Source organism: Loktanella salsilacus, from assembly GCF_024206795.1.
GTDB classification, from domain to species: domain Bacteria; phylum Pseudomonadota; class Alphaproteobacteria; order Rhodobacterales; family Rhodobacteraceae; genus Loktanella; species Loktanella salsilacus.
Genome location: NZ_CP072994.1, coordinates 3128804 through 3147950, shown reverse-complemented (window position 1 = coordinate 3147950; position 19147 = coordinate 3128804). Strand labels below are relative to the sequence as shown.

Genomic DNA, 19147 nt, shown 5'->3' with positions numbered 1-19147 from the left:
ATGGAATTTTCGTGAAACCAAATCGGCGGCGATCAATAGATTTTGAGATCTCTATTGAGCTTTCATTATTTTGGAAGCATTTTTTGTGGCATTCAATAATTTTTGCCTTACATCGATCTGGAATAAATCTAAGATTGCAGAGGTCACACTTAAGGACCGGGAGGTTTCCGATCCGAATTCTCACATCAGAAACTTTTTCATCAAATTCCTCGAAGCGTAAGTCTAAATACCCTCCGCATGCGTCGCAGTAGAGGTCCCTGATTTCGCCATCTTGTGGAAAATAATCGGCTATACTTTTCGTCAAACCACAACCACAACCCGCTCCTGCGTCCCTACCCCGAACACGCGCTTGTACCGGGCGATCTCTTCCGCTGGTCCCATCGCTTTGTTCGGGTTGTCGGACAGCTTGACGGTGGCCCGTCCGTCAGCCTCGACTGCTTTGCAGACCAGCGAAAACGGGGCCAGCGCGTCGTCGGGCACCAACCCGATAAAATCATTAGTCAGCATCGTGCCCCAGCCAAAGCTGACGCGGACGCGGCCCTGAAATTGGGCGTGCAGTTCTAGGATTTTCTCGACGTTCAACCCGTCGGAAAAGATGATCAGCTTGGCCCGCGGGTCTTCGCCGCGGGACGTCCACCAGGCGATCGCCTCTTCCGCGCCAGTCGCGGGGTCGCCGCTGTCGATGCGGATACCGGTCCAGCCGGCCAGCCAGTCGGGCGCGCGGTCAAGGAAGCCCGGCGTGCCAAAGGTGTCGGGCAAAATGATGCGCAGGTTGCCGTCGTGTTCGGCCTGCCAGTCGGCCAGCACGTCATAGGGCGACTGGCGCAGGGCATCGTCGCCGTCCGCCAGCGCGGCATAGACCATGGGCAATTCGTGGGCGTTGGTGCCGATGGCTTCCATATCGCGGTTCTTGGCGATCAAGCAGTTGGATGTACCGGTAAAGGCGTCGCCCAGCCCTTCTTGCAGCGCTTGCACGCACCAGTCCTGCCACAGAAAGCTGTGCCTGCGCCGCGTGCCAAAGTCGGCGATCCGCAGCCCTTCGACGCCGCGCAGCAGTTCGACCTTTTCCCAGACTTTCGTCATGGCGCGGGCATAGAGCACCTGCAGTTCAAACCGCCCCATATCCCGCAGCACATCCCGAGAGCGCAGTTCCATCAAGATCGCCAGCGCCGGGATTTCCCACAGCATTACCTCGGGCCAAGAGCCTTCAAACGTCAGCTCGTATTGGCCGTCACGCTTTTCCAAGTGGTAGGGCGGCAGGCGCAGGTTTTCGAACCAGTCCATAAAGTCTGGCGTGAACATCTGGCGTTTGCCGTAAAAGGTGTTGCCGCGCATCCACGTGGACTCGCCGCGCGTCAGGGACAGGGACCGGACGTGATCGAGCTGCTCGCGCAGCTCTGCCTCGTCCACCAGATCGGCAAGGCGGATGGTTTTCGTGCGGTTGATCAGGGAAAACTTGACCTGCACATCCCGTTTGTTGCGAAACACCGATTGGCACATCAGCAGTTTGTAAAAGTCGGTGTCGATCAGGGACCGGACGATCGGATCGATCTTCCATTTGTGGTTCCAGACACGGGTAGCGATGTCGACCATGGGGTCCTCCGGGCGTTTCACGCGGTTAGACCAAGGCTGGGCGCGACTGGCAAGGGCTGTGCAGGTTTACAGGTGCTGCGCCTGCGCCACGGCCGCGTCGTGCAGTTCCAGCGCGCGTTCGGGGGAAACGCCGAGCGTCGCTTCGATCCGGTGCAGCAGGTCGTCTTCCTCTGGCCGCTCCATTCCGTCGGCCAGCACGACGGACCACAACGATTGCACGGCGGTTTCGCGTTCCAGCATGGGAATGGCGTCATGCAGCACGCGGGCCAGCGTGTCGGTGTCGGGCATTGCGACTTCTAGCTTTTCGCAGCGCGCGCGCATCTTGGCGGCCTCGACCGGGTTCAGCGCATACATATGCGACAGGACGTGGTCGATTTCCTCGACCTCTTCGAACAGATAGGCGCGGTCGACTTTGGCTGCGCGCACCAGAAGGGCACCCAAGGCGTGGCGGGCGTCGACCTCTGGCAAGGTGGTGGTCGTTTTGTCGGCGTGAAACAGTGACAACAGACGTTCAAGCATGGCAGGCCCCGCAATTCATTCTGCCGCTAGGTAGCGCCGCTGGTGCAGTTGCGCAAAGGTATCGTGAAGACCTGTGCCGCAGCGCGTCATTGGCGCAACAGGGTCAGTCGCGGCGCAGCAGCCAGCGAAACACTGTGGGGGCGATGGCAATGATTAGCGTGATGCGAATGATATGGGTGACAGAGACATAGGCGAAGTCCTGTCCCAGCGTGAGCGACAGCAGCGACATCTCTGTCAGGCCACCGGGGGAATAGGCAAGAAAGGCTTGCGATAGCGGCATGCCCATAAAGTGCGCGATGCCTTCTGCGAACAGCACGGCGATGGCGAGCATGCCAGCGGTGGCAACGGCCGCGATACCAAGATCGCGCAGGATTTCCCTGACGGTCGATCCGACAAATCGCGCCCCGATAATTGTGCCGATAACGATCTGTGCTGCGATAATGATGACAGAGGGGGGCGCGGTATGAACCATGCCTGCGACATGGACGATGCCCGACAGGATCATCGGACCAAAGACGGGGGCGGCGGGCAAGTTAAGCCATTTCCCACCGATGGATCCGAGCGCGGCGCACCCTGCAAGGATCACATAATCAAGGGCAGACAGCGCCGAAAGCGGAACGAACCCGCGTCCACCCGCACCAGACCGGACGCCCAGAAAGATACCAAAATAGGCGACAACCAGCACGACCACCAAAAAGACGCGGGCGGCATGGGCCAGCGCGATCTTTTTTTCGTTGCCGCCAGCGGCAGCGCCTAGTAGCAACATCTCATTCAAACCGCCGGGCATGGCGGCGTAAAAGGCCGTCACCGGGTCATAGCCACCTAGCTTGCGGTAGACGACATACGACACCCCCGCGGCCGCGCATAGGAACAGCGGCAGCAAGATCAGCGTCGCGGCCCAGCTGCTAAGCTGGCCGAAGAGCTCTGCCGTGATGCCAGAGCCAAGCAGGACGCCGATGATTGGAATGACAAAGGGGCGCAGTTTGCCTGGGCCGCGCACGTGCAGGCGCGCCATTGCGGCGATCGTAGTGCCGATCATCGGCCCCAGCATCCAGGGCAGCGGCATGCCGATAAAATACCCGATCAGCCCCGACAGCACACCAATCGTTAACGCAAGGCCGGTGTCCTGATTTCGGCGGAGTGCTTTCACAGGCTGCCGATGTGCCGTTCGCCCCGCGCCTTTGCCAGAACGATCTGGCGTTGGCGTTCGCGAAAGCGGTTCTTGTCATCGTCAGACGTTTGATCGGCGCAGTGGTGACAGGCGACGCCGTCTTCATACTGCGGATGATTGCGATCCTCGGGCAGCAAGGGGCGCCGGCAGGCGTGGCACAGGATATGCGGGCCTTCGGTCAGGCCATGCCCAACGCTGACGCGCCCATCAAAGACAAAGCATTCGCCCTGCCATGTGCTGTCATCCTGCGGGACTTCTTCAAGGTATTTCAGGATGCCGCCCTGCAGGTGATACACCTCTTCCACGCCCTGACCGCGCAAGTAGTTCGTAGACTTCTCGCAACGGATGCCGCCGGTGCAGAACATCGCGATCCGCTTATTGTGAAAACGGTCTTTGTTCGCCTCCCACCAGGCGGGAAATTCGCCAAAGCTTTTGGTCTGCGGATCAACGGCACCGTCAAAGGTGCCAATCGCGACCTCATAGTCGTTGCGGGTATCGATCACGGCGACATCGGGCGCGGTAATCAGCGCGTTCCAGTCGGCGGGCGCGACGTAGTGTCCCGTGCCTTGCAGCGGATCGACGTCAGGCTGGCCCATCGTCACGATCTCGCGCTTCAGGCGCACCTTCATCCGGTTAAAGGGCTGCTCGCTTGCTGTGCTTTCCTTGTGGACCAGACCTGCGCAACCGGGCAGGGCGCGCAGATGGGCAAGCACGGCGTCAATGCCGGTGCGCGATCCGGCGATGGTGCCGTTGACGCCTTCGCCCGCCAGCAGCAGCGTGCCGCTGATGCCGTGCTGTTGGCACAGATCAAGCAAAGGCTGCCGCAGGGATGCGGGGTCCGGGAAGCGGGCGAAATGATAGAGCGCTGCGACAGTAAACATGGCTTTGCCATACGCCTGCCGCGCGCTGGCTTCAAGTCAGGCGCGCGGCTGCCATGGCCAAACCGTCTGACACCGCCGTGAACGCCTGCGCCCGCATTTGCTGCGCCTGCGGGAACAAATCAGTCATCGCCTGCGTCACCGTCCCCATCAGACTGGACCCGCCGACAAAGACGACAGCTGCGACATCACGCGGGGCGGTATCGCCCAGCGTTTCCCATGCGGCCTCTTTAATCGCGGTGGTCAGGTCGGACAGCGTGTCGCCCAACTGATCCGCAGACAGTGGGACCGATAGCCCCTTTTCCAGCGCTTTCAGGTCAATGACGCCCTGAGGATGGTCATTCGCTGTGATCTTGCCCGCCTCAACAGCAAAGGCGACGTCGTGGCCAAGCTCCATCGCGATGACCTCTTCTAGGCGGCCAAAGGCGGTCTGATCGACGCCCATCTTGACCAAATCCGCCACAAGGCGCCGCGTTTCTGCGGTATAAAGGAACGCAATCTTTTCCCAAGTCGCAAGGTCGTTAAATATCGCATTTGGCGCCGTCGTCGTACCGTTGCCGAATGCATTGCGCACATCACCGCCGCGTCCCAGCAAAGGCATCACATGCGCCAATGACAGCAGACGGTCAAAGTCGGTGCCGCCAATCCGCACGCCGTGGCTGTTGAGCACGTCAATCTGCCCAGCGCTTTGACGATACAGCGTAAAGTCTGATGTGCCGCCGCCAATATCGACAATCAGGCCAAGCTGGCCATCGCCCAGCGGCCCGGCGGTCAAGGCTGCGGCCTCTGGCTCTGGCAGGAATTTGACGGTTTTGAAGCCGGCAATCTGATAGGCTTCGGCCAGATCAATCTGCGCCTGCGCGTGGCGGGCAGGGTCTGGGTGGAAATGTACGGGGCGGCCCGACAGCACGGTGTCGAAATCCAGCCGCGTCGCATCATAGGCGCGGGTGCGCACGGTCGACACAAAGCGCGCGACAGCGTCCAGCAATGTCATCTTTTCATAGCCGATCTGCCGCTGTTCGCGCATCAACGGCGTGCCCAGAACGGACTTTAGGGCGCGCATAAAGCGCCCCTCGCGCCCTTCGATCAAGGCCATATTCGCGGCGCTGCCGATCAGCGTGCGCTTGCGGTCCATGTCAAAGAACAGCGAGGTTGGCAGCGTTTCCCGGCCCGGCTCGACCGGAATGCGGAACACATTATCCCCTGCCATGACGGCGGCGGCGGTGTTCGATGTGCCAAAGTCGATCCCAAGCGTGGCCATGACTGCTTCCTCTATATGCGAAACGCCGCTGCTAGACCAAAGCGCTGGCGGCATCAACCGTCTGAGCGATTGACCAAGGACAGGCGGGGTTTTACCCATTGGGGACCCGTTTGAAAGGCACCATTATGCAGCCCCTGACACATGCTTTGATCGTAATCGACATGCAGAACGACTTCTGCCCCGGCGGCGCACTGGCCGTCACGGGCGGCGATGACATCGTTGACGGAATCAATGCGTTGATGGCGGACTTTCAAACCGTGATCCTGACGCAGGATTGGCACCCAGCCGGGCATTCTTCCTTTGCCAGCAGTCATCCCGGTGCTGCGCCGATGCAGGTCGTCGATATGCCGTATGGGCCGCAGGTGCTTTGGCCCGACCACTGTATCCAAGGCACGCCCGGCGCTGCGTTTCATCAAGGTCTGCGCACGGACGGCGATCTGATCATCCGCAAAGGGTATAACCCCGCGATCGACAGCTATTCGGCGTTTTTTGAAAACGACCACACCACCCCAACGGGGCTAGAGGGGTATTTGCGCACACGCGGTATTACAACGCTGACCATGGTCGGCCTCGCGCTTGATTTTTGCGTAAATTATTCGGCGGTTGATGCTGCAAAGCTAGGGTTTGACGTGACCGTTCGCACGCTGCTTTCTCGGGGTATTGATGTGGGTGGATCGCTGGACGCTGCCTTGGACGGGATGAAGGCTGCGGGTGTGACGCTGACAGCATAGTCATGCGTCCGTGTGGCACCTGTGGCGCGCAGGTGCCACTGCCACGTTGAATCGCCAGTGCTGCAAAACGTGGAGGGACCGAATCGACTCGGTTTGGTAACAATCAGGTAATGGCTCGAAAAATCGGGCAGCAGCAGTCAGGCAAATCAGATGATGAACCGTCGTACTTTCGCGGCCAGCGCCGCTATTTGCGTTGCAGGAACCACTGTCAGCGCCAACCCGCTTGCCCGTATCTTTGGCAGACCCACAAACCGGGCAGAGCAGTTTTTGCCGCAAGAGGTCGACGTTAGTCCCGACCTGCCCGCTGGACAGATTCACGTCATCAAAAAAGATTTCTTCTTGTATTGGACGCTCGGAAACGGCCGCGCGCGGCGCTATGGGATCGCGCTGGGTGCTGACGGGCGCAACTATACCGGGGTTCTGAAGATCAAGCGCAAGCGCGAATGGCCCAGCTGGGTGCCGACACCGGAAATGGTGCGGCTAGAGCCGGAGATTTACGGCCCCTATCGCAAAGGCCTGCCCGGCGGGCATCCGCAGAACGCATTGGGAGCGCGGGCGCTGTATTTGTATGATGGCAACGTCGACACCTACTACCGCATCCATGGTACCCCCCAGCCAGAGACGATTGGCACCGCCTTTTCGTCTGGCTGCGTGCGGCTGACGAATGAATATGTGTCAGAGCTGTATGACTTGGTCCCAATCGGCACAGAGGTTTTCCTGTTCTAAACAACGAGCCATTAACCTGATTGGCGCAAATTGTCCCCGAATCCATGATGGAAGGTTGGGGCATGAAGCGAAGACAGTTTTTGGCTGGGGCGGGTGCAGCGTTGCTTGCCAGCCCAGCAATCGCATCAAACGTCTGGCAGCGGCATCTGATTACGATGGCGCAGCCGATGTCTGCCGGTCAGATCCACGTCGATACGCGCAGCCGGTTTCTGTATCTGACCCTTGGGGGGCAACAGGCCCTGCGTTATGGCGTGTCCGTCGGTGCGGCAGGCCGACAATTTACCGGCAAGGCGGTCATTGCGCGTAAAGCGGTCAAGCCGTCGTGGGTGCCGACCCGTAACATGATCCGGATGGAACCTGCGGTTTATGGCCCCTTTGCCAGCGGCCTGCCGGGCGGACACCCTAGCAATCCCCTTGGGGCCGCGGCGCTGTATTTGCATCGGGGCGGACGCGACACGCTGTACCGCATTCACGGCACGCAGCAGCCTGACCGTATCGGGCAGGCATTTTCGTCAGGCTGCATCCGGTTGGCAAATGCGGACATGCTCGATCTATATGCGCGGGTGTCTGTGGGGACGGTCGTGCGCGCAGCGTAAAGGTCGGGGCAGACGCGCCGCCCCGACCAATGGCTTATTTCAGTTTCGTCATCCGCAGATAAGGCAGGACGGTTTTGAAATCGCCGAACTTTTCTTTGGCATCCGCATCGGACACTGACGTCGGGATGACGACATCATCGCCGACGTTCCAGTTCGCGGGTGTTGCCACACCGCGCCCTGCTGCGGTCTGAAGACCGTCCAGTGCGCGCAGCACCTCTGCAAAGTTGCGGCCGACGTTCATTGGATAAACCATCGACAGCTTTAGCTTTTTGTCCGGGCCGATGATGAACACTGCGCGTACGGTGGCGGTGTCATTGGGCGTGCGGCCATCGGGCAAATACGCCTCTGCTGGCAGCATGTCGAAGGCTTTGGAGATCGCAAGATCCTGGTCCGCCGCAATCGGAAAGCCGGGCTTAGCACCGCCAGCTGTCTCAATATCGACCTTCCACTTCTTGTGCTCTTCGACGCCGTCAACGGACACACCCAGCACCTTGGTGCCACGCTTGTCCCATTCGTCGGCCAATTGGGCCACTGCACCGAATTCAGTGGTGCAGACGGGGGTGAAATCCTTGGGGTGCGAAAAGATGATCGCCCAAGAATCGCCGATCCAGTCGTGTAGCTTGATCTCTCCCTGATCGGTCAAGATCGTCAGGTTGGGAACTTCGTCGTTGATGCGCAGTGCCATTGGGATGCTCCTTTTGATTGGATAGCACTTACATAGTCATTCGGCGGGGTGATGCCACTGCTTGTGCAAGACCTGCGGCGCTGTCACTCTGCCGGAAATTACGCACAAGGACCGTATCATGATCGAGAAACGCGACTTTTATATCAATGGCACGTGGGTCGCCCCTTCGCAGCCCCGTGACTGCCAAGTCATCGACCCAGCCACGGAAGAGGCGGTCGCAGTGATTTCCCTAGGCGGTCAGGCAGATACCGACGCAGCCGTCGCCGCCGCTAAGGCTGCGTTTCCCGCATGGGCGGCGCTCACACCGCAGGAACGCGCGGGCTATTGCGCCGGGATTTTGGACCAGTACCGCAAGCGCGAAGACGAGATGGCCGAGGCGATCCGCGCCGAAATGGGCGCGCCGATCAAGCTGGCCCGCGAAAGCCAAGCGCCGTGTCTGCCGTGGCACCTAGAGAACTTTCTGACCGCCGTTGATCAGATCGAATGGATCAAACCGCTTGGCGATCACGCGCCCAATGACCGAATCGCGCTAGAGCCGATTGGTGTGGTGGGCCTGATCACGCCGTGGAATTGGCCAATGAACCAAGTCACGCTGAAGGTCATTCCAGCACTGCTGGCAGGCTGCACAATCGTGATGAAACCCAGCGAAGAGGCACCGCTATCGTCCCTGCTGTTCGCTGAATTTGTCCATGACGCCGGCGTGCCAGCTGGCGTGTTCAACCTTGTGAATGGCGACGGGCTTGGTGTCGGCTCTCAACTCTCGGCGCACCCCGATGTGGCGATGATTTCCTTCACCGGTTCGACCCGCGCTGGCATTGCCATTTCCAAGACCGCCGCTGATACGCTCAAGCGTGTTACGCTGGAATTGGGCGGCAAAGGTGCCAACGTGATCTTTGCCGATGCTGACGAAAAGGCGGTCAAGCGCGGTGTGCTGAACTGCATGCAGAACACTGGCCAGTCCTGCAACGCGCCGACGCGGATGCTTGTGGAACGCTCTGTCTACGACCGTGTCGTCACCGAGGCGGCAGAAGTTGCCTCTGCCATTGCAGTTGGCCCCACAACGCAAGAGGGGCGGCACATCGGTCCGGTGGTCAACAAAAGCCAGTGGACGCAGATCCAAAAGATGATCGAAACGGGCATCAACGAGGGCGCGCGCCTTGTTGCTGGCGGGCTTGGTCTGCCAGAGGGCGTGAACCGTGGTTATTACGTGCGGCCCACGGTCTTTGCTGACGTCAGCAACGACATGGCGATCGCGCAGCAGGAAATCTTTGGCCCTGTGCTGTCGATCATTCCGTTCGAGGATGAAGCTGACGCCGTTCGCATCGCCAATGATACGCCCTACGGCCTGACGAACTATGTCCAGACGCAAGACGGCGCAAAGCGCAACCGTATGGCGCTGGCGCTGAAGTCCGGCATGGTCGAGATGAACGGCCAAAGCCGCGGGGCAGGCAGCCCTTTCGGCGGGATGAAGATGTCCGGCCGCGCCCGTGAAGGCGGCGTTTGGGGGATCGAAGAGTTCCTTGAAAGCAAAGCCATCAGCGGCTGGTCGAACGACTAAACCAAGCGGGGTAAAACTTTTCGGATGAAGAGTTTTACCCCAACTCACTCTCAGTCAAAAACCGAAGTGTCACCAACCGCCCCGTATTAGAATGGGGCTTTGCAGGTGATTTTGGTCGGTGCACCGCCGTCGGGGTGTCTGAATTGCAGCAATTCGGAATGCAGCATCATGCGGGGAAAATCGCGCGCTGGGCCTGTCGCATAGAATGGATCGCCCAAGATGGGGTGTCCCAAGGCCAGCATGTGAACGCGCAACTGATGTGATCTGCCAGTTTGCGGCATCAGGCGCATACGGGTTTCCGTTTCTGACCGCTTCAACCTGCGCCAGTCCGTCACCGCCGCGCGGCCGTTTTCATGATCGACCATTTGTAACGGACGATTAGGCCAATCAACGATCAGCGGCAGATCAATGGTGCCTTTGGCCTCTTCAACCTTGCCCCAGACCCGCGCGATGTAAGTCTTCTTAGTATACCGCTTTTCGAACTGCAGACCCAAATGGCGCTGGGCGTGCGGCGTCAGGGCAAAGATCATGACGCCGGACGTGTCGCGGTCCAGCCTGTGCACCAGCAGCGCCGTTGGGAAAACAGCCTGCACCCGCGTGATGAGACAGTCCGCCAGATGCTCGCCTTTGCCCGGCACCGACAGCAGGCCTGCGGGTTTGTCGACCAAAATGACCTGATGGTCGTCGTGCAAGACCACGAGCGGGTCCATTGGTGGGTTATAGTTATCACTCATGACAATAGTCATACCGGGGTCCGATCGCCGAAAATGGCAGAGCCAACGCGGATATGTGTCGCCCCATGGGCAATGGCCGTCTCAAAATCGCCGCTCATCCCCATCGATAAGCCCAGCAGTCCGTTGCGGACAGCAATCTCGCGCAGCATGTCAAAGTGCGGGGCTGGGTCCAGATCGGCAGGCGGGATGCACATCAGACCCATCACCGGTAGGTCGCCGTCCTGCGCGGTGCGGATCAGGGCATCGGCATCTTGCGGTAAGACGCCTGCCTTTTGCGGCTCTGCGCCGGTATTGATCTGGATGAACAGCTTTGGGCAGGTCCCCATCTCTTGCGTGAGCCGGATCAGAGTGTTGACCAGTTTGGGCCGATCTACAGTGTGGATCGCATTGAACAGTTCCATCGCGCTGCGCGTCTTGTTCGTTTGCAATGGCCCGATCAAATGCAAATCGACCTCGCCAAACGTTGCGCGAAATTCCGGCCACTTACCTTGCGCCTCTTGAACCTTGTTCTCTCCAAAGATTCGTTGCCCTTGGGTCAAGACAGAGTGGATTCGGTCCAAAGGTTGTACTTTTGACACCGCAATAAGCGTCACGTCGCCGGGATCGCGTCCGGCAGATTGTGCAGCCTGCGCCGTGCGGGCTCTGATCGTATCAAGTGTCATTGCCGTTTCCCCAAGTCCTTCAGATCGCTTGTCTGTTGGGGCATAAGGCGAAAATCATCCGAAGTCATGACAACTTGTTGCCGAAATCGTGTGTGTCCCTGTTGCATCATTTTCCTGCGACTGGGGCTTGCCAAGGCCAAATCTCTTGAGTGAGCAGCCGATCAGGCGCAATTACTGCCCCAATGCCGGAGCAACTGGCATATCTTGGAATGCAAAACACGAGGGAATTATCCATGAAAAGCATCCTTCTTACCTCGACCGCGCTGGTTGCCTTTGCTGGTGCCGCTGCTGCTGAGAGCCACGCCTCCGCTGACATGATGGGCCCACAGGGCGTTGTCTGGGGCGCTGATGGCGAGTTCGGTTACAACAAAGAAGTCGAAGATGGCTTCTACTTCGACGGTGGCCTGGCAGTTTCGACATCTGCTGGCATGAACATGGGCCTGACCGCTGGTCTGACTCTTGACGTCGATCTGACCTTCAACGACGCAGAAGGCGACGCTGTAGATCCTTCCGGTGACGGCGCGTTCAGCAACATCGGCATCAGCGGTTCCGACTTTGTCGTGTTCGTTGAAGGTCAAGGCGCAGCTGTCTACGCTGGTGACACCGCAACCGCGTCCGAAAAGACCTGGTCCGGCACAACCAACATGGAAAACGACGGCTTCCTGGAAGTCGACGACGTCAATGACGGCGCTGACGACGGCGATTTCGTCGATGGCGTGATCCGTGGCGATCTGGCCTACGGTCCTGTAACGGCTTCGCTGTCGTTCCTGATGGCTGACGGCGCAGACACAAATGGCGACCTTGATGGCCTTGACGGTCTGCAGTTCGGCGCAGTGTCCACCTTTGGTGCGTTCACCGTGGGTATGACGTACCAGCAAGGCGTTAGTGGCGCTCTGGTTGACGCAGACGATACCGCAACTGCAGGCAGTGACGGCATCCTCGGCAACTCTGACGATGGTGTAGAGAACCCCGGTACCGTTGACGAAGTCATCGGCGTGTTCGCTTCGACCACGTTCTCTGGCGCAAACGTCAAAGTTGCTTACGCTACGAACCTGGACACCGAAGAGGACTCCGTTGGCTTCCAGCTGGATTACCCGTTCGGTCCGGTCACCGCGACTGTGTTCTACTCCATCGAATCTGCAGTTGATGACAACTACGGTGTGGCTGTTGCCTACGCTAACGGTCCTGTCGCAGCGACTGCTTACTACCACGATGGTAACGACCAGGAAATCGGCCTGGAAGGTTCCTATGACTTTGGCATGGGCCTGACCATGTACGCTGGTTACATCCAGAACGACGGCGACAGCGATGCGACTGAAGCATACGCAGCTGCTGAGTACGACCTGGGTGGCGGTGCTAGCCTGATCGCAGCTTACGGCGACGCTGGCGACACATACACCGGTGCAAACGACGAAATCGGTAACTCTTACGAAGTTAACGAAGGCACAACAATTGCCGTATCCTTCACGTTCTAATCGAACCTGAAGACTTCAAGATTGGGGCGGTCCTTCGGGGCCGCCCTTTTTCGTTTGCGCAGGGCTCTGGCGCATGTCGCGGTCTATCGGACTTGTGACGGCCCTCTTGCTTCGCTACATCTTTTGGCGAAACAACCGTCGGTGCGGCGGCGCGCGATTTTGCGAATGAACTGGACACTTGGCCCATTGGGCTACAGTTGACCGGCTATTCCGGGCCGCATCCCCCGCCCCGTTTGCCGCCATTGCCGTTATCGATCCGGCCTGCCCGAAGAAAGCCTTCACCAGATGACCACCTATTCCCCCGCTGAAATCGAAGCCCGCTGGCAGGCCGCATGGTCCGCCGCCGATGTGTTCAAGGCGGTGCGCAGCGACGACAAGCCAAAGTATTACGTGTTGGAAATGTTCCCTTACCCGTCGGGGCGCATCCACATCGGGCACGTGCGCAACTATACGATGGGCGACGTGATCGCGCGCTATAAGATGTCCACCGGGCATAATGTGCTGCACCCGATGGGTTGGGATGCATTCGGCATGCCGGCCGAAAACGCGGCAATGGCCAGTGGCGGCCACCCCAAGGATTGGACCTATCAGAACATCGCCGACATGCGCGATCAGATGAAGCCGCTTGGCCTGTCGATTGATTGGTCGCGCGAATTGGCCACCTGTGATCCGGAATACTACGGTCAGCAGCAGGCGCTGTTCCTCGATTTTCTGGAAAAGGGCCTGATTTATCGCAAAAAGGCGATCGTGAACTGGGATCCGGTCGATATGACCGTTCTGGCGAACGAGCAGGTCGAAGACGGCAAGGGCTGGCGTTCTGGCGCAGAGGTTGAGCGCCGCGAGCTGACGCAGTGGTTCTTTAAGATCTCTGACTATTCCGAAGAACTGCTCGAAGGCCTTGATGGGCTGGATGACTGGCCTGCGAAGGTCAAGCTGATGCAGTCCAACTGGATCGGCAAATCCCGTGGCTTGCAGTTTAGCTTTGGCCTGACCGACGCCCCCGACGGACACGACCGGGTAGAGGTTTACACGACCCGCCCCGACACCCTGATGGGCGCGTCTTTTGTCGGCATCTCGCCCGATCATCCTTTGGCGAAATCGCTGGAACGTCACGACCCCGCGGTCGCAGCATTTTGCGCCGACGTGCGCAAAGGCGGCACGACAGAAGAGGCGTTGGAGAAGGCGGAAAAGCGCGGCTATGATACCGGGCTGAAAGTCCGCCACCCCTTTGACACCGCGTGGGAATTGCCGGTTTATATCGCGAACTTCGTCTTGATGGACTACGGCACTGGTGCGATCTTTGGTTGCCCCGCACATGATCAACGCGACTTTGAATTTGCGACGAAATACGACCTGCCCATCACCGCGACCTTCCTTCCGTCAGTAGATGCCGAAGCGGCGCTGACAGAGGCGTATACGCCAGCGAAAACCGAAAAGGTGTTTTACGTCAAAGGTTTTGCAGGCGAAGACTGGCAGACTGGCGCTGATGCCGTCGATGCCGCCATCGCGTTCTGCGAGGCGAATGGCGTCGGCCATGGCGTCACCAAGTTCCGTCTGCGTGATTGGGGCCTGTCCCGACAGCGCTATTGGGGTTGCCCGATTCCGATCATCCACTGCGACACCTGCGGTGTGGTGCCAGAGGCGAAGGAAAACCTGCCCGTCGAACTGCCCTATGACGTCACCTTTGACGTCCCCGGCAACCCGCTGGACCGCCACCCGACATGGCGCAACTGCGCTTGCCCGAAATGCGGCGCGGATGCGCGGCGCGAGACGGATACGATGGACACCTTCGTCGACTCGTCATGGTATTATGCGCGCTTTACCGCGCCGCGTGCTGATACGCCGACGGTCCATGACGACGCCGCCTATTGGATGAACGTCGACCAATACATCGGCGGCATCGAACACGCGATTTTGCACCTGCTGTATTCCCGCTTCTTCGCCCGCGCGATGCACATGACCGGGCACCTGCCCAGCACGGCGGCCGAGCCGTTTAACGCCTTGTTCACCCAAGGTATGGTCACCCACGCGATCTATCAGACCAAGCGTCCCGACGGCCGCCCCAACTATCATTACCCCGAAGAGGTCACGCTGCGCGACGGCGGTGCCTTCCTAGAGGACGGCACACAGGTCGAGGTGATCCCTTCTGCCAAGATGTCGAAGTCCAAGAATAACGTGGTCGATCCGGTCAACATCGTACGTCAATATGGGGCCGACACCGCCCGCTGGTTCGTGCTGTCAGACAGCCCGCCGGAACGGGACGTCGAATGGACAGCCTCTGGTGCCGAAGCGACCTACAAGCATCTGGGCCGCGTCTGGCGCACCGCCAATGACATCGCGCAAAGCACGGACGAAGGCGCAACCGACGGCGATCAGGCGCTGCTAAAAGAGATGCACCGCGCCGTGCGCGATGTGACGCTGGGAGTCGAATCCTTTGGCTTTAACGCGGCGATTGCCCGGCTTTATGCATTCACAAATGCGCTGTCGAAATCCAAAGCCAGCACATCGGCCCGCCGCCAGGCCGCGATGACGCTGGCCCAGTTGATGGCCCCGATGACGCCGCACTTGGCCGAGGACGTCTGGTCGATGCTGGGCGGCGAAGGGCTAATCCTGCACGCCCCCTGGCCGCAGCCGGACGAGGCCATGTTGGTCGACGCCGAGGTCACGCTGCCGATTCAAATCAACGGCAAGCGTAAATCGGAAATCACCGTGGCCGCCGATGCGGATGCGGCGACAGTCGAGAAATTGGTGCTGGCGCAGGATGCCGTGCAGCGGAACCTGGATGGCGCAACGCCGAAAAAGATCATCGTTGTCCCCGGCCGGATCGTGAACATTGTTGTATAAACTCGCCTCTCGCCGCGCAGTGCTGCTGGCCTTGCTGGCGGTCGGAGCCTGCGGGTTCACGCCCGCGCTGGCTCCGGGCGGCGATATGCTTAAGTTGCACAATACGGTCGCGGTCAGCGCGCCGGACACCATCGCGGGATTTGCAATCCGCAGCCGGTTGATTGACCGGCTGGGGCGGGCGACGGCACCGATCGCGACGCTTAGCGTGAACGTCGAAGAGGCGCTGGACGTTGCGGCGCAATCGCAAAGCGGCGCGACCCTACGGTATAACGTGGTTGGGGCTGCGGGCTGGCAGCTGACCGCGGCTGACGGAACCGTCTGGGGCAGCGGTCAGGTTGACGGCTTTACCAGCTACGCCGCGACGGGCTCGACTGTGGCAACGCAATCCGCTGCGACGGATGCGGTGGGGCGGCTGATGATCATTTTGGGTGACAAGGTCGTCGCGCAACTGATGCTGCTGGACCTGCCACAGTGAAGCTGACCGGGCGCAATGCAGCGGACTTTATTCGTAAGCCGCAGACGACCCGTGCCGGGATCCTGATCTTTGGCGCTGATCCGATGCGCGTGGCCACCGCACGGGCGCAAATTGTGAACACATTGGTCGGACCGCAAGGCGAATCCGAAATGCGTCTGACGCGCATTGCCGCCAGCGATCTGCGCAAAGACCCCGCGCTTGTGAATGACGCGGTCAAGGCGCAAGGCTTCTTTCCCGGTCCTCGCGTCGCACTGGTTGAGGATGCGACGGACGGTTTGTCGAAACTGATGACCACCGTGCTGGAGGATTGGCGCGAAGGGGATGCGCAGTTGGTTGTGACGGCTGGTCAGCTGACTGCGAAATCGGCGCTGCGCAAGGTGTTCGAGGGGCATAGCAACAGCGTTGGGATCGCGCTTTATGACGACCCGCCCAATGCTGAGGACGTGCAGATTTTGCTAGATGCCGCCAAACTGGCGATTCCGAATCGCGACGTGATGGATGCCATTATGGCGATGGCACACAGTCTGACCCCCGGCGATTTTCGCCAAACGATCGAAAAACTGGGCCTGTATAAGCTGGGCGATCCAGAGCCGCTCAGTGTCGCCGATGTCGCGCTGCTGGCCCCGCAGTCGGCTGACGTGGATGTCGATGATATTCTGGTTGTCGTGGCCGAGGGCAATTCCCAGATGATCGGCCCAGTGCTGCGCGACCTTTATGCGCAAGGCGTGTTGCCGATTACGCTGTGCATTGGTGCGATGCGCCATTTCAGGCAGTTGCATGTCGTCGCCTCTGATCCCGGCGGCCCCGGTCAGGGTATCGGCCGTCTGCGGCCTCCTGTCTTCGGCCCGCGCCGGGACCGACTGGTGCAGCAAGCATCGCAATGGGGGCGGGATCGTTTGGAGCGCGCGATTGCGGCGCTCACGGACACTGACCTGACCATGCGGTCAGCAAGCCATGCACCGCAGCATGCGCTGATGGAACGGACGCTGATCCGGCTTGCAATGATGGCCCGCCACTGATCCGCGTCCGCTGCGCCGCTTAGTTAGCCGCCGCCAGCGCAAGTGCGGCAAGCAGGCCGACGATCACCAGATCACCTTTTGGCATAGGTGCCACCGGCTGTGTGGTAACCTGATTTTTGGTTGCGGTTGCGGTTGTAAGACTGTCAGCCAAGGCAGCAGGCGCTGTAAGCGCTGTCATCACTGCAAGGGCCACGATACGGGACTTTTGATGTTTCAAAGGTCTCTCCTGTTTTGTGGTTGCGTGTGATGGACGGCTAACAAAGGTCCTGTTCAGATGTCAAATCAGTGTGAAAATACGTATAAGCAAAGAAAAAGGGCTGGCGAAACGCCAGCCCTTTCAAATCTTGTTCTAATCCGATGAGGGATTAGTAGGAGCCGGAAGCTGCGACCAGAGCGGCCAGCAGGCCCAGAACGATGTAGCCGGAGTTCACGGAACCGGTAGGTGCCATCGGTGTGTCGACGACGACAACCGGAGCTTCCATGACTTCAGGAGCCAGGCCGCCAGCGGAAGCTGCGGCACCGGTCACTGCGATTGCGGCAGCGGCTGCGAGGGTAGTGGTGATGCGCATTGTGGGTACTCCAATTAGATGCACGTTGTGGACGATCACAAGTTGTCTATCCACGTTTTATGCCCAAAACAAGATACTTGTGAAAATCGGACAACACTGTTGCCACATCTGCACGCATCTCGCTCGGCGGAGTTCTGCTCGCAACCAGTTTACGCTCTGAGGACTTGGGTGCAATGACTTTTATTGAAACGGCAACTTATTGAATTTTAATGACTTAATCCAATTCTATGCATTGGGGGTGCTTTGGGTCGCTTAGCTTGTGCTGGCAGCGCATCCCTAATCTGGCAGCCAAGGCGATGCGGCATTGCAACAGTTCCATGCAATAAGAGTGATTAATCTCTGGGCTGTCACATGGCTGGTTATCTGTTGAAATGGATTGCGCCGACGGTTTCCAAGCCAGCGTGCGGCGTTCAAAAGCCTGTGTAGCAAGGCCATCGGGCCGCTTTAATAGCACGAGGAACGGCCTCTAAGCCGTTCTGATCGCAATCGAATCATTCGAATCGCGTCACGCGGCGATTTGATGCAAAGCGGCGACGGCGGCGGCGCGCCCGGTCGCAAGGCAAGCGGTAATTAAGTAGCCGCCTGTGGGTGCCTCCCAATCCAGCATTTCCCCGGCGGCAAAGGTGCCGGGCTTGCTGGGCAGCATCAGGCCATCAAGCTGCGAAAAGCGCAGCCCGCCAGCGGTCGAAATCGCCTGATCAAGCGGGGCAGGGCCGCTGTGCGTAATGGGTAATGCCTTTAACAACGCCGCTGTGTGGGTGGCAGGTTCAGCGCGGCGGGACATCTCGTTGAACAACGCGATTTTGACGGGCGGTAGGCGCAGCGTGGATTTCAGAATTTTGCCTAGGCTCGATTTTTGGCGTGCTGCGTCCATCTTTTGCTGCAAGGCCGAAAGCTCGTGATCTGGCATCAAGTCCACAAAAAGGGGCGCACCATCGCGGACCGCTGCGGATACGGCATAAATACCGCCACCCTCAATCCCGTTCTGCGTAATCACCCATTCACCCCGAGAGGTCGCCTTTCCGGCATGCAAGGTCGTCGCCTTGATCGGCTGGCCAAAATAGGGGGCCATGTGGTCAGACCAATCCACGCGAAAGCCGCAGTTTGCGGGTTTGAATGGCGCGACGTCGCTGAAATGATCGGCCCATTGCCCATCTGACCCTAGCCTGCGCCAGCTTGCGCCGCCGCAGGCCAAAATGGTGATGTCGGCGCTGCGCGTGACAGGCCCCTCAGGCGTGTCAAAGCGCAAGGCATTGCCGTCCCAGCCCGTCCATGTCCAGCGCGTCAAAAGGGTGACGCCTTGTTGCGTCAGCCTATTCAACCACGCCCGCAAGAGTGGAGAGGCCTTCATCGCGACGGGGAACACCCGCCCTGTCGAGCCTGTAAAGACGGGTTGTCCCAACCCTTCCGCCCAAGCCGTCACCTGTGCTGGGCCGAATTGCGCCAATGCATCGCGCAGGGCTGGGGGCGCATCGCCAAAGGCTGCATCGAACTGAGCTGGATCTTCAATCTTGGTCAGGTTCAGGCCCGATTTTCCGGCCATCAGAAATTTGCGCCCAACGGACGGCATCTGGTCCATCACCGTGACGGCAATGCCTGCGGCGGATAGAACGTCAGCTGCCATAAGCCCGGCTGGTCCTGCACCCACGAT

Annotated in this window: 19 protein-coding genes; 8 read left to right on the top strand and 11 right to left on the bottom strand. The window is 59.5% G+C overall.

Annotated features, from left to right (window positions below; translation table 11 throughout):
- Window positions 1–300: 300 nt before the first annotated feature.
- From pncB to KBW81_RS15200, 5 genes are all read right to left on the bottom strand, one after another.
- On the bottom strand, window positions 301–1593 hold the full coding sequence (pncB, locus tag KBW81_RS15220) for a nicotinate phosphoribosyltransferase (RefSeq protein WP_254247756.1): 1293 nt from the start codon (window positions 1591–1593) through the stop codon (window positions 301–303).
- 66 nt (window positions 1594–1659) lie between these two features.
- On the bottom strand, window positions 1660–2112 hold the full coding sequence (locus tag KBW81_RS15215) for a tellurite resistance TerB family protein (protein WP_090186085.1): 453 nt from the start codon (window positions 2110–2112) through the stop codon (window positions 1660–1662).
- A 103-nt stretch (window positions 2113–2215) separates the two neighbouring features.
- Window positions 2216–3262, bottom strand: a complete 1047-nt coding sequence (locus tag KBW81_RS15210; protein ID WP_254247755.1) for an AbrB family transcriptional regulator — start codon at window positions 3260–3262, stop codon at window positions 2216–2218.
- Complete coding sequence (gene trhO / locus KBW81_RS15205) at window positions 3259–4164, bottom strand: oxygen-dependent tRNA uridine(34) hydroxylase TrhO (RefSeq protein ID WP_090186087.1); 906 nt, start codon at window positions 4162–4164, stop codon at window positions 3259–3261. The genes KBW81_RS15210 and trhO overlap by 4 nt, the downstream gene beginning before the upstream one ends.
- A 31-nt stretch (window positions 4165–4195) precedes the next feature.
- Window positions 4196–5422, bottom strand: a complete 1227-nt coding sequence (locus KBW81_RS15200) for an Hsp70 family protein (RefSeq protein WP_254247754.1) — start codon at window positions 5420–5422, stop codon at window positions 4196–4198.
- A gap of 134 nt (window positions 5423–5556) precedes the next feature.
- Between KBW81_RS15200 and pncA the strand changes: the two genes are divergently transcribed.
- From pncA to KBW81_RS15185, 3 genes are all read left to right on the top strand, one after another.
- Window positions 5557–6153, top strand: coding sequence for a bifunctional nicotinamidase/pyrazinamidase (pncA, locus tag KBW81_RS15195; protein ID WP_254249079.1), 597 nt, complete (start codon window positions 5557–5559; stop codon window positions 6151–6153).
- A 150-nt stretch (window positions 6154–6303) separates the two neighbouring features.
- Window positions 6304–6879, top strand: a complete 576-nt coding sequence (locus KBW81_RS15190; RefSeq protein WP_254247753.1) for a L,D-transpeptidase — start codon at window positions 6304–6306, stop codon at window positions 6877–6879.
- A gap of 62 nt (window positions 6880–6941) precedes the next feature.
- Window positions 6942–7475: a L,D-transpeptidase gene (locus KBW81_RS15185; protein ID WP_254247752.1), complete on the top strand. Its 534-nt coding sequence runs from the start codon at window positions 6942–6944 to the stop codon at window positions 7473–7475.
- 34 nt (window positions 7476–7509) lie between these two features.
- Here the strand turns inward: KBW81_RS15185 and KBW81_RS15180 are convergent, their stop codons facing one another.
- The gene (locus KBW81_RS15180; protein WP_090186095.1) at window positions 7510–8160 is read right to left on the bottom strand and encodes a peroxiredoxin; all 651 of its coding nucleotides are present in this window, start codon (window positions 8158–8160) and stop codon (window positions 7510–7512) included.
- A 118-nt stretch (window positions 8161–8278) separates the two neighbouring features.
- On the opposite strand from KBW81_RS15180, the gene KBW81_RS15175 reads away from it, so the two are divergent.
- The gene (locus KBW81_RS15175; protein WP_254247751.1) at window positions 8279–9718 is read left to right on the top strand and encodes an aldehyde dehydrogenase family protein; all 1440 of its coding nucleotides are present in this window, start codon (window positions 8279–8281) and stop codon (window positions 9716–9718) included.
- 86 nt (window positions 9719–9804) lie between these two features.
- On the opposite strand, the gene KBW81_RS15170 is transcribed toward KBW81_RS15175, so the two are convergent.
- Window positions 9805–10452 (bottom strand): pseudouridine synthase, encoded by a 648-nt coding sequence (locus KBW81_RS15170; RefSeq protein WP_254247750.1) that lies wholly within the window; start codon window positions 10450–10452, stop codon window positions 9805–9807.
- Window positions 10453–10460: 8 nt separating this feature from the next.
- Window positions 10461–11114, bottom strand: a complete 654-nt coding sequence (locus tag KBW81_RS15165; RefSeq protein ID WP_254247749.1) for a YggS family pyridoxal phosphate-dependent enzyme — start codon at window positions 11112–11114, stop codon at window positions 10461–10463.
- A gap of 233 nt (window positions 11115–11347) precedes the next feature.
- On the opposite strand from KBW81_RS15165, the gene KBW81_RS15160 reads away from it, so the two are divergent.
- The 4 genes from KBW81_RS15160 to holA all read left to right on the top strand — a co-directional run bounded on the left by KBW81_RS15160 (window position 11348) and on the right by holA (window position 16927).
- Window positions 11348–12589 (top strand): porin, encoded by a 1242-nt coding sequence (locus KBW81_RS15160; RefSeq protein ID WP_254247748.1) that lies wholly within the window; start codon window positions 11348–11350, stop codon window positions 12587–12589.
- Window positions 12590–12874: 285 nt separating this feature from the next.
- The gene (gene leuS, locus KBW81_RS15155) at window positions 12875–15433 is read left to right on the top strand and encodes a leucine--tRNA ligase (protein ID WP_254247747.1); all 2559 of its coding nucleotides are present in this window, start codon (window positions 12875–12877) and stop codon (window positions 15431–15433) included.
- On the top strand, window positions 15423–15908 hold the full coding sequence (gene lptE, locus KBW81_RS15150) for an LPS assembly lipoprotein LptE (RefSeq protein WP_254247746.1): 486 nt from the start codon (window positions 15423–15425) through the stop codon (window positions 15906–15908). Before leuS ends, lptE begins: the two co-directional genes overlap by 11 nt.
- Window positions 15905–16927, top strand: coding sequence for a DNA polymerase III subunit delta (gene holA, locus KBW81_RS15145; protein WP_254247745.1), 1023 nt, complete (start codon window positions 15905–15907; stop codon window positions 16925–16927). The genes lptE and holA overlap by 4 nt, the downstream gene beginning before the upstream one ends.
- A gap of 19 nt (window positions 16928–16946) precedes the next feature.
- Here the strand turns inward: holA and KBW81_RS15140 are convergent, their stop codons facing one another.
- The 3 genes from KBW81_RS15140 to KBW81_RS15130 all read right to left on the bottom strand — a co-directional run bounded on the left by KBW81_RS15140 (window position 16947) and on the right by KBW81_RS15130 (window position 19120).
- Window positions 16947–17144, bottom strand: a complete 198-nt coding sequence (locus KBW81_RS15140) for a hypothetical protein (RefSeq protein ID WP_254247744.1) — start codon at window positions 17142–17144, stop codon at window positions 16947–16949.
- Between the two features lie 148 nt (window positions 17145–17292).
- Entirely contained in the window at window positions 17293–17496 is a 204-nt protein-coding gene (locus KBW81_RS15135; protein ID WP_090186112.1) for a hypothetical protein, read from the bottom strand.
- A 505-nt stretch (window positions 17497–18001) separates the two neighbouring features.
- Window positions 18002–19120 carry a TIGR03862 family flavoprotein gene (locus KBW81_RS15130; protein ID WP_254249078.1) on the bottom strand — a complete coding sequence of 373 codons (1119 nt, stop codon included), beginning with the start codon at window positions 19118–19120 and terminating at the stop codon, window positions 18002–18004.
- Between the last annotated feature and the right edge of the window lie 27 nt (window positions 19121–19147).

Coding starts and splice junctions, on each gene's coding strand:
- pncB (WP_254247756.1), bottom strand. CDS start 1,593: ATGGTCGACATCGCTACCCGTGTCTGGAACCACAAATGGAAGATCGAT.
- KBW81_RS15215 (WP_090186085.1), bottom strand. CDS start 2,112: ATGCTTGAACGTCTGTTGTCACTGTTTCACGCCGACAAAACGACCACC.
- trhO (WP_090186087.1), bottom strand. CDS start 4,164: ATGTTTACTGTCGCAGCGCTCTATCATTTCGCCCGCTTCCCGGACCCC.
- KBW81_RS15200 (WP_254247754.1), bottom strand. CDS start 5,422: ATGGCCACGCTTGGGATCGACTTTGGCACATCGAACACCGCCGCCGCC.
- KBW81_RS15190 (WP_254247753.1), top strand. CDS start 6,304: ATGATGAACCGTCGTACTTTCGCGGCCAGCGCCGCTATTTGCGTTGCA.
- KBW81_RS15185 (WP_254247752.1), top strand. CDS start 6,942: ATGAAGCGAAGACAGTTTTTGGCTGGGGCGGGTGCAGCGTTGCTTGCC.
- KBW81_RS15180 (WP_090186095.1), bottom strand. CDS start 8,160: ATGGCACTGCGCATCAACGACGAAGTTCCCAACCTGACGATCTTGACC.
- KBW81_RS15175 (WP_254247751.1), top strand. CDS start 8,279: ATGATCGAGAAACGCGACTTTTATATCAATGGCACGTGGGTCGCCCCT.
- KBW81_RS15170 (WP_254247750.1), bottom strand. CDS start 10,452: ATGAGTGATAACTATAACCCACCAATGGACCCGCTCGTGGTCTTGCAC.
- KBW81_RS15165 (WP_254247749.1), bottom strand. CDS start 11,114: ATGACACTTGATACGATCAGAGCCCGCACGGCGCAGGCTGCACAATCT.
- KBW81_RS15160 (WP_254247748.1), top strand. CDS start 11,348: ATGAAAAGCATCCTTCTTACCTCGACCGCGCTGGTTGCCTTTGCTGGT.
- leuS (WP_254247747.1), top strand. CDS start 12,875: ATGACCACCTATTCCCCCGCTGAAATCGAAGCCCGCTGGCAGGCCGCA.
- KBW81_RS15135 (WP_090186112.1), bottom strand. CDS start 17,496: ATGCGCATCACCACTACCCTCGCAGCCGCTGCCGCAATCGCAGTGACC.
- KBW81_RS15130 (WP_254249078.1), bottom strand. CDS start 19,120: ATGGCAGCTGACGTTCTATCCGCCGCAGGCATTGCCGTCACGGTGATG.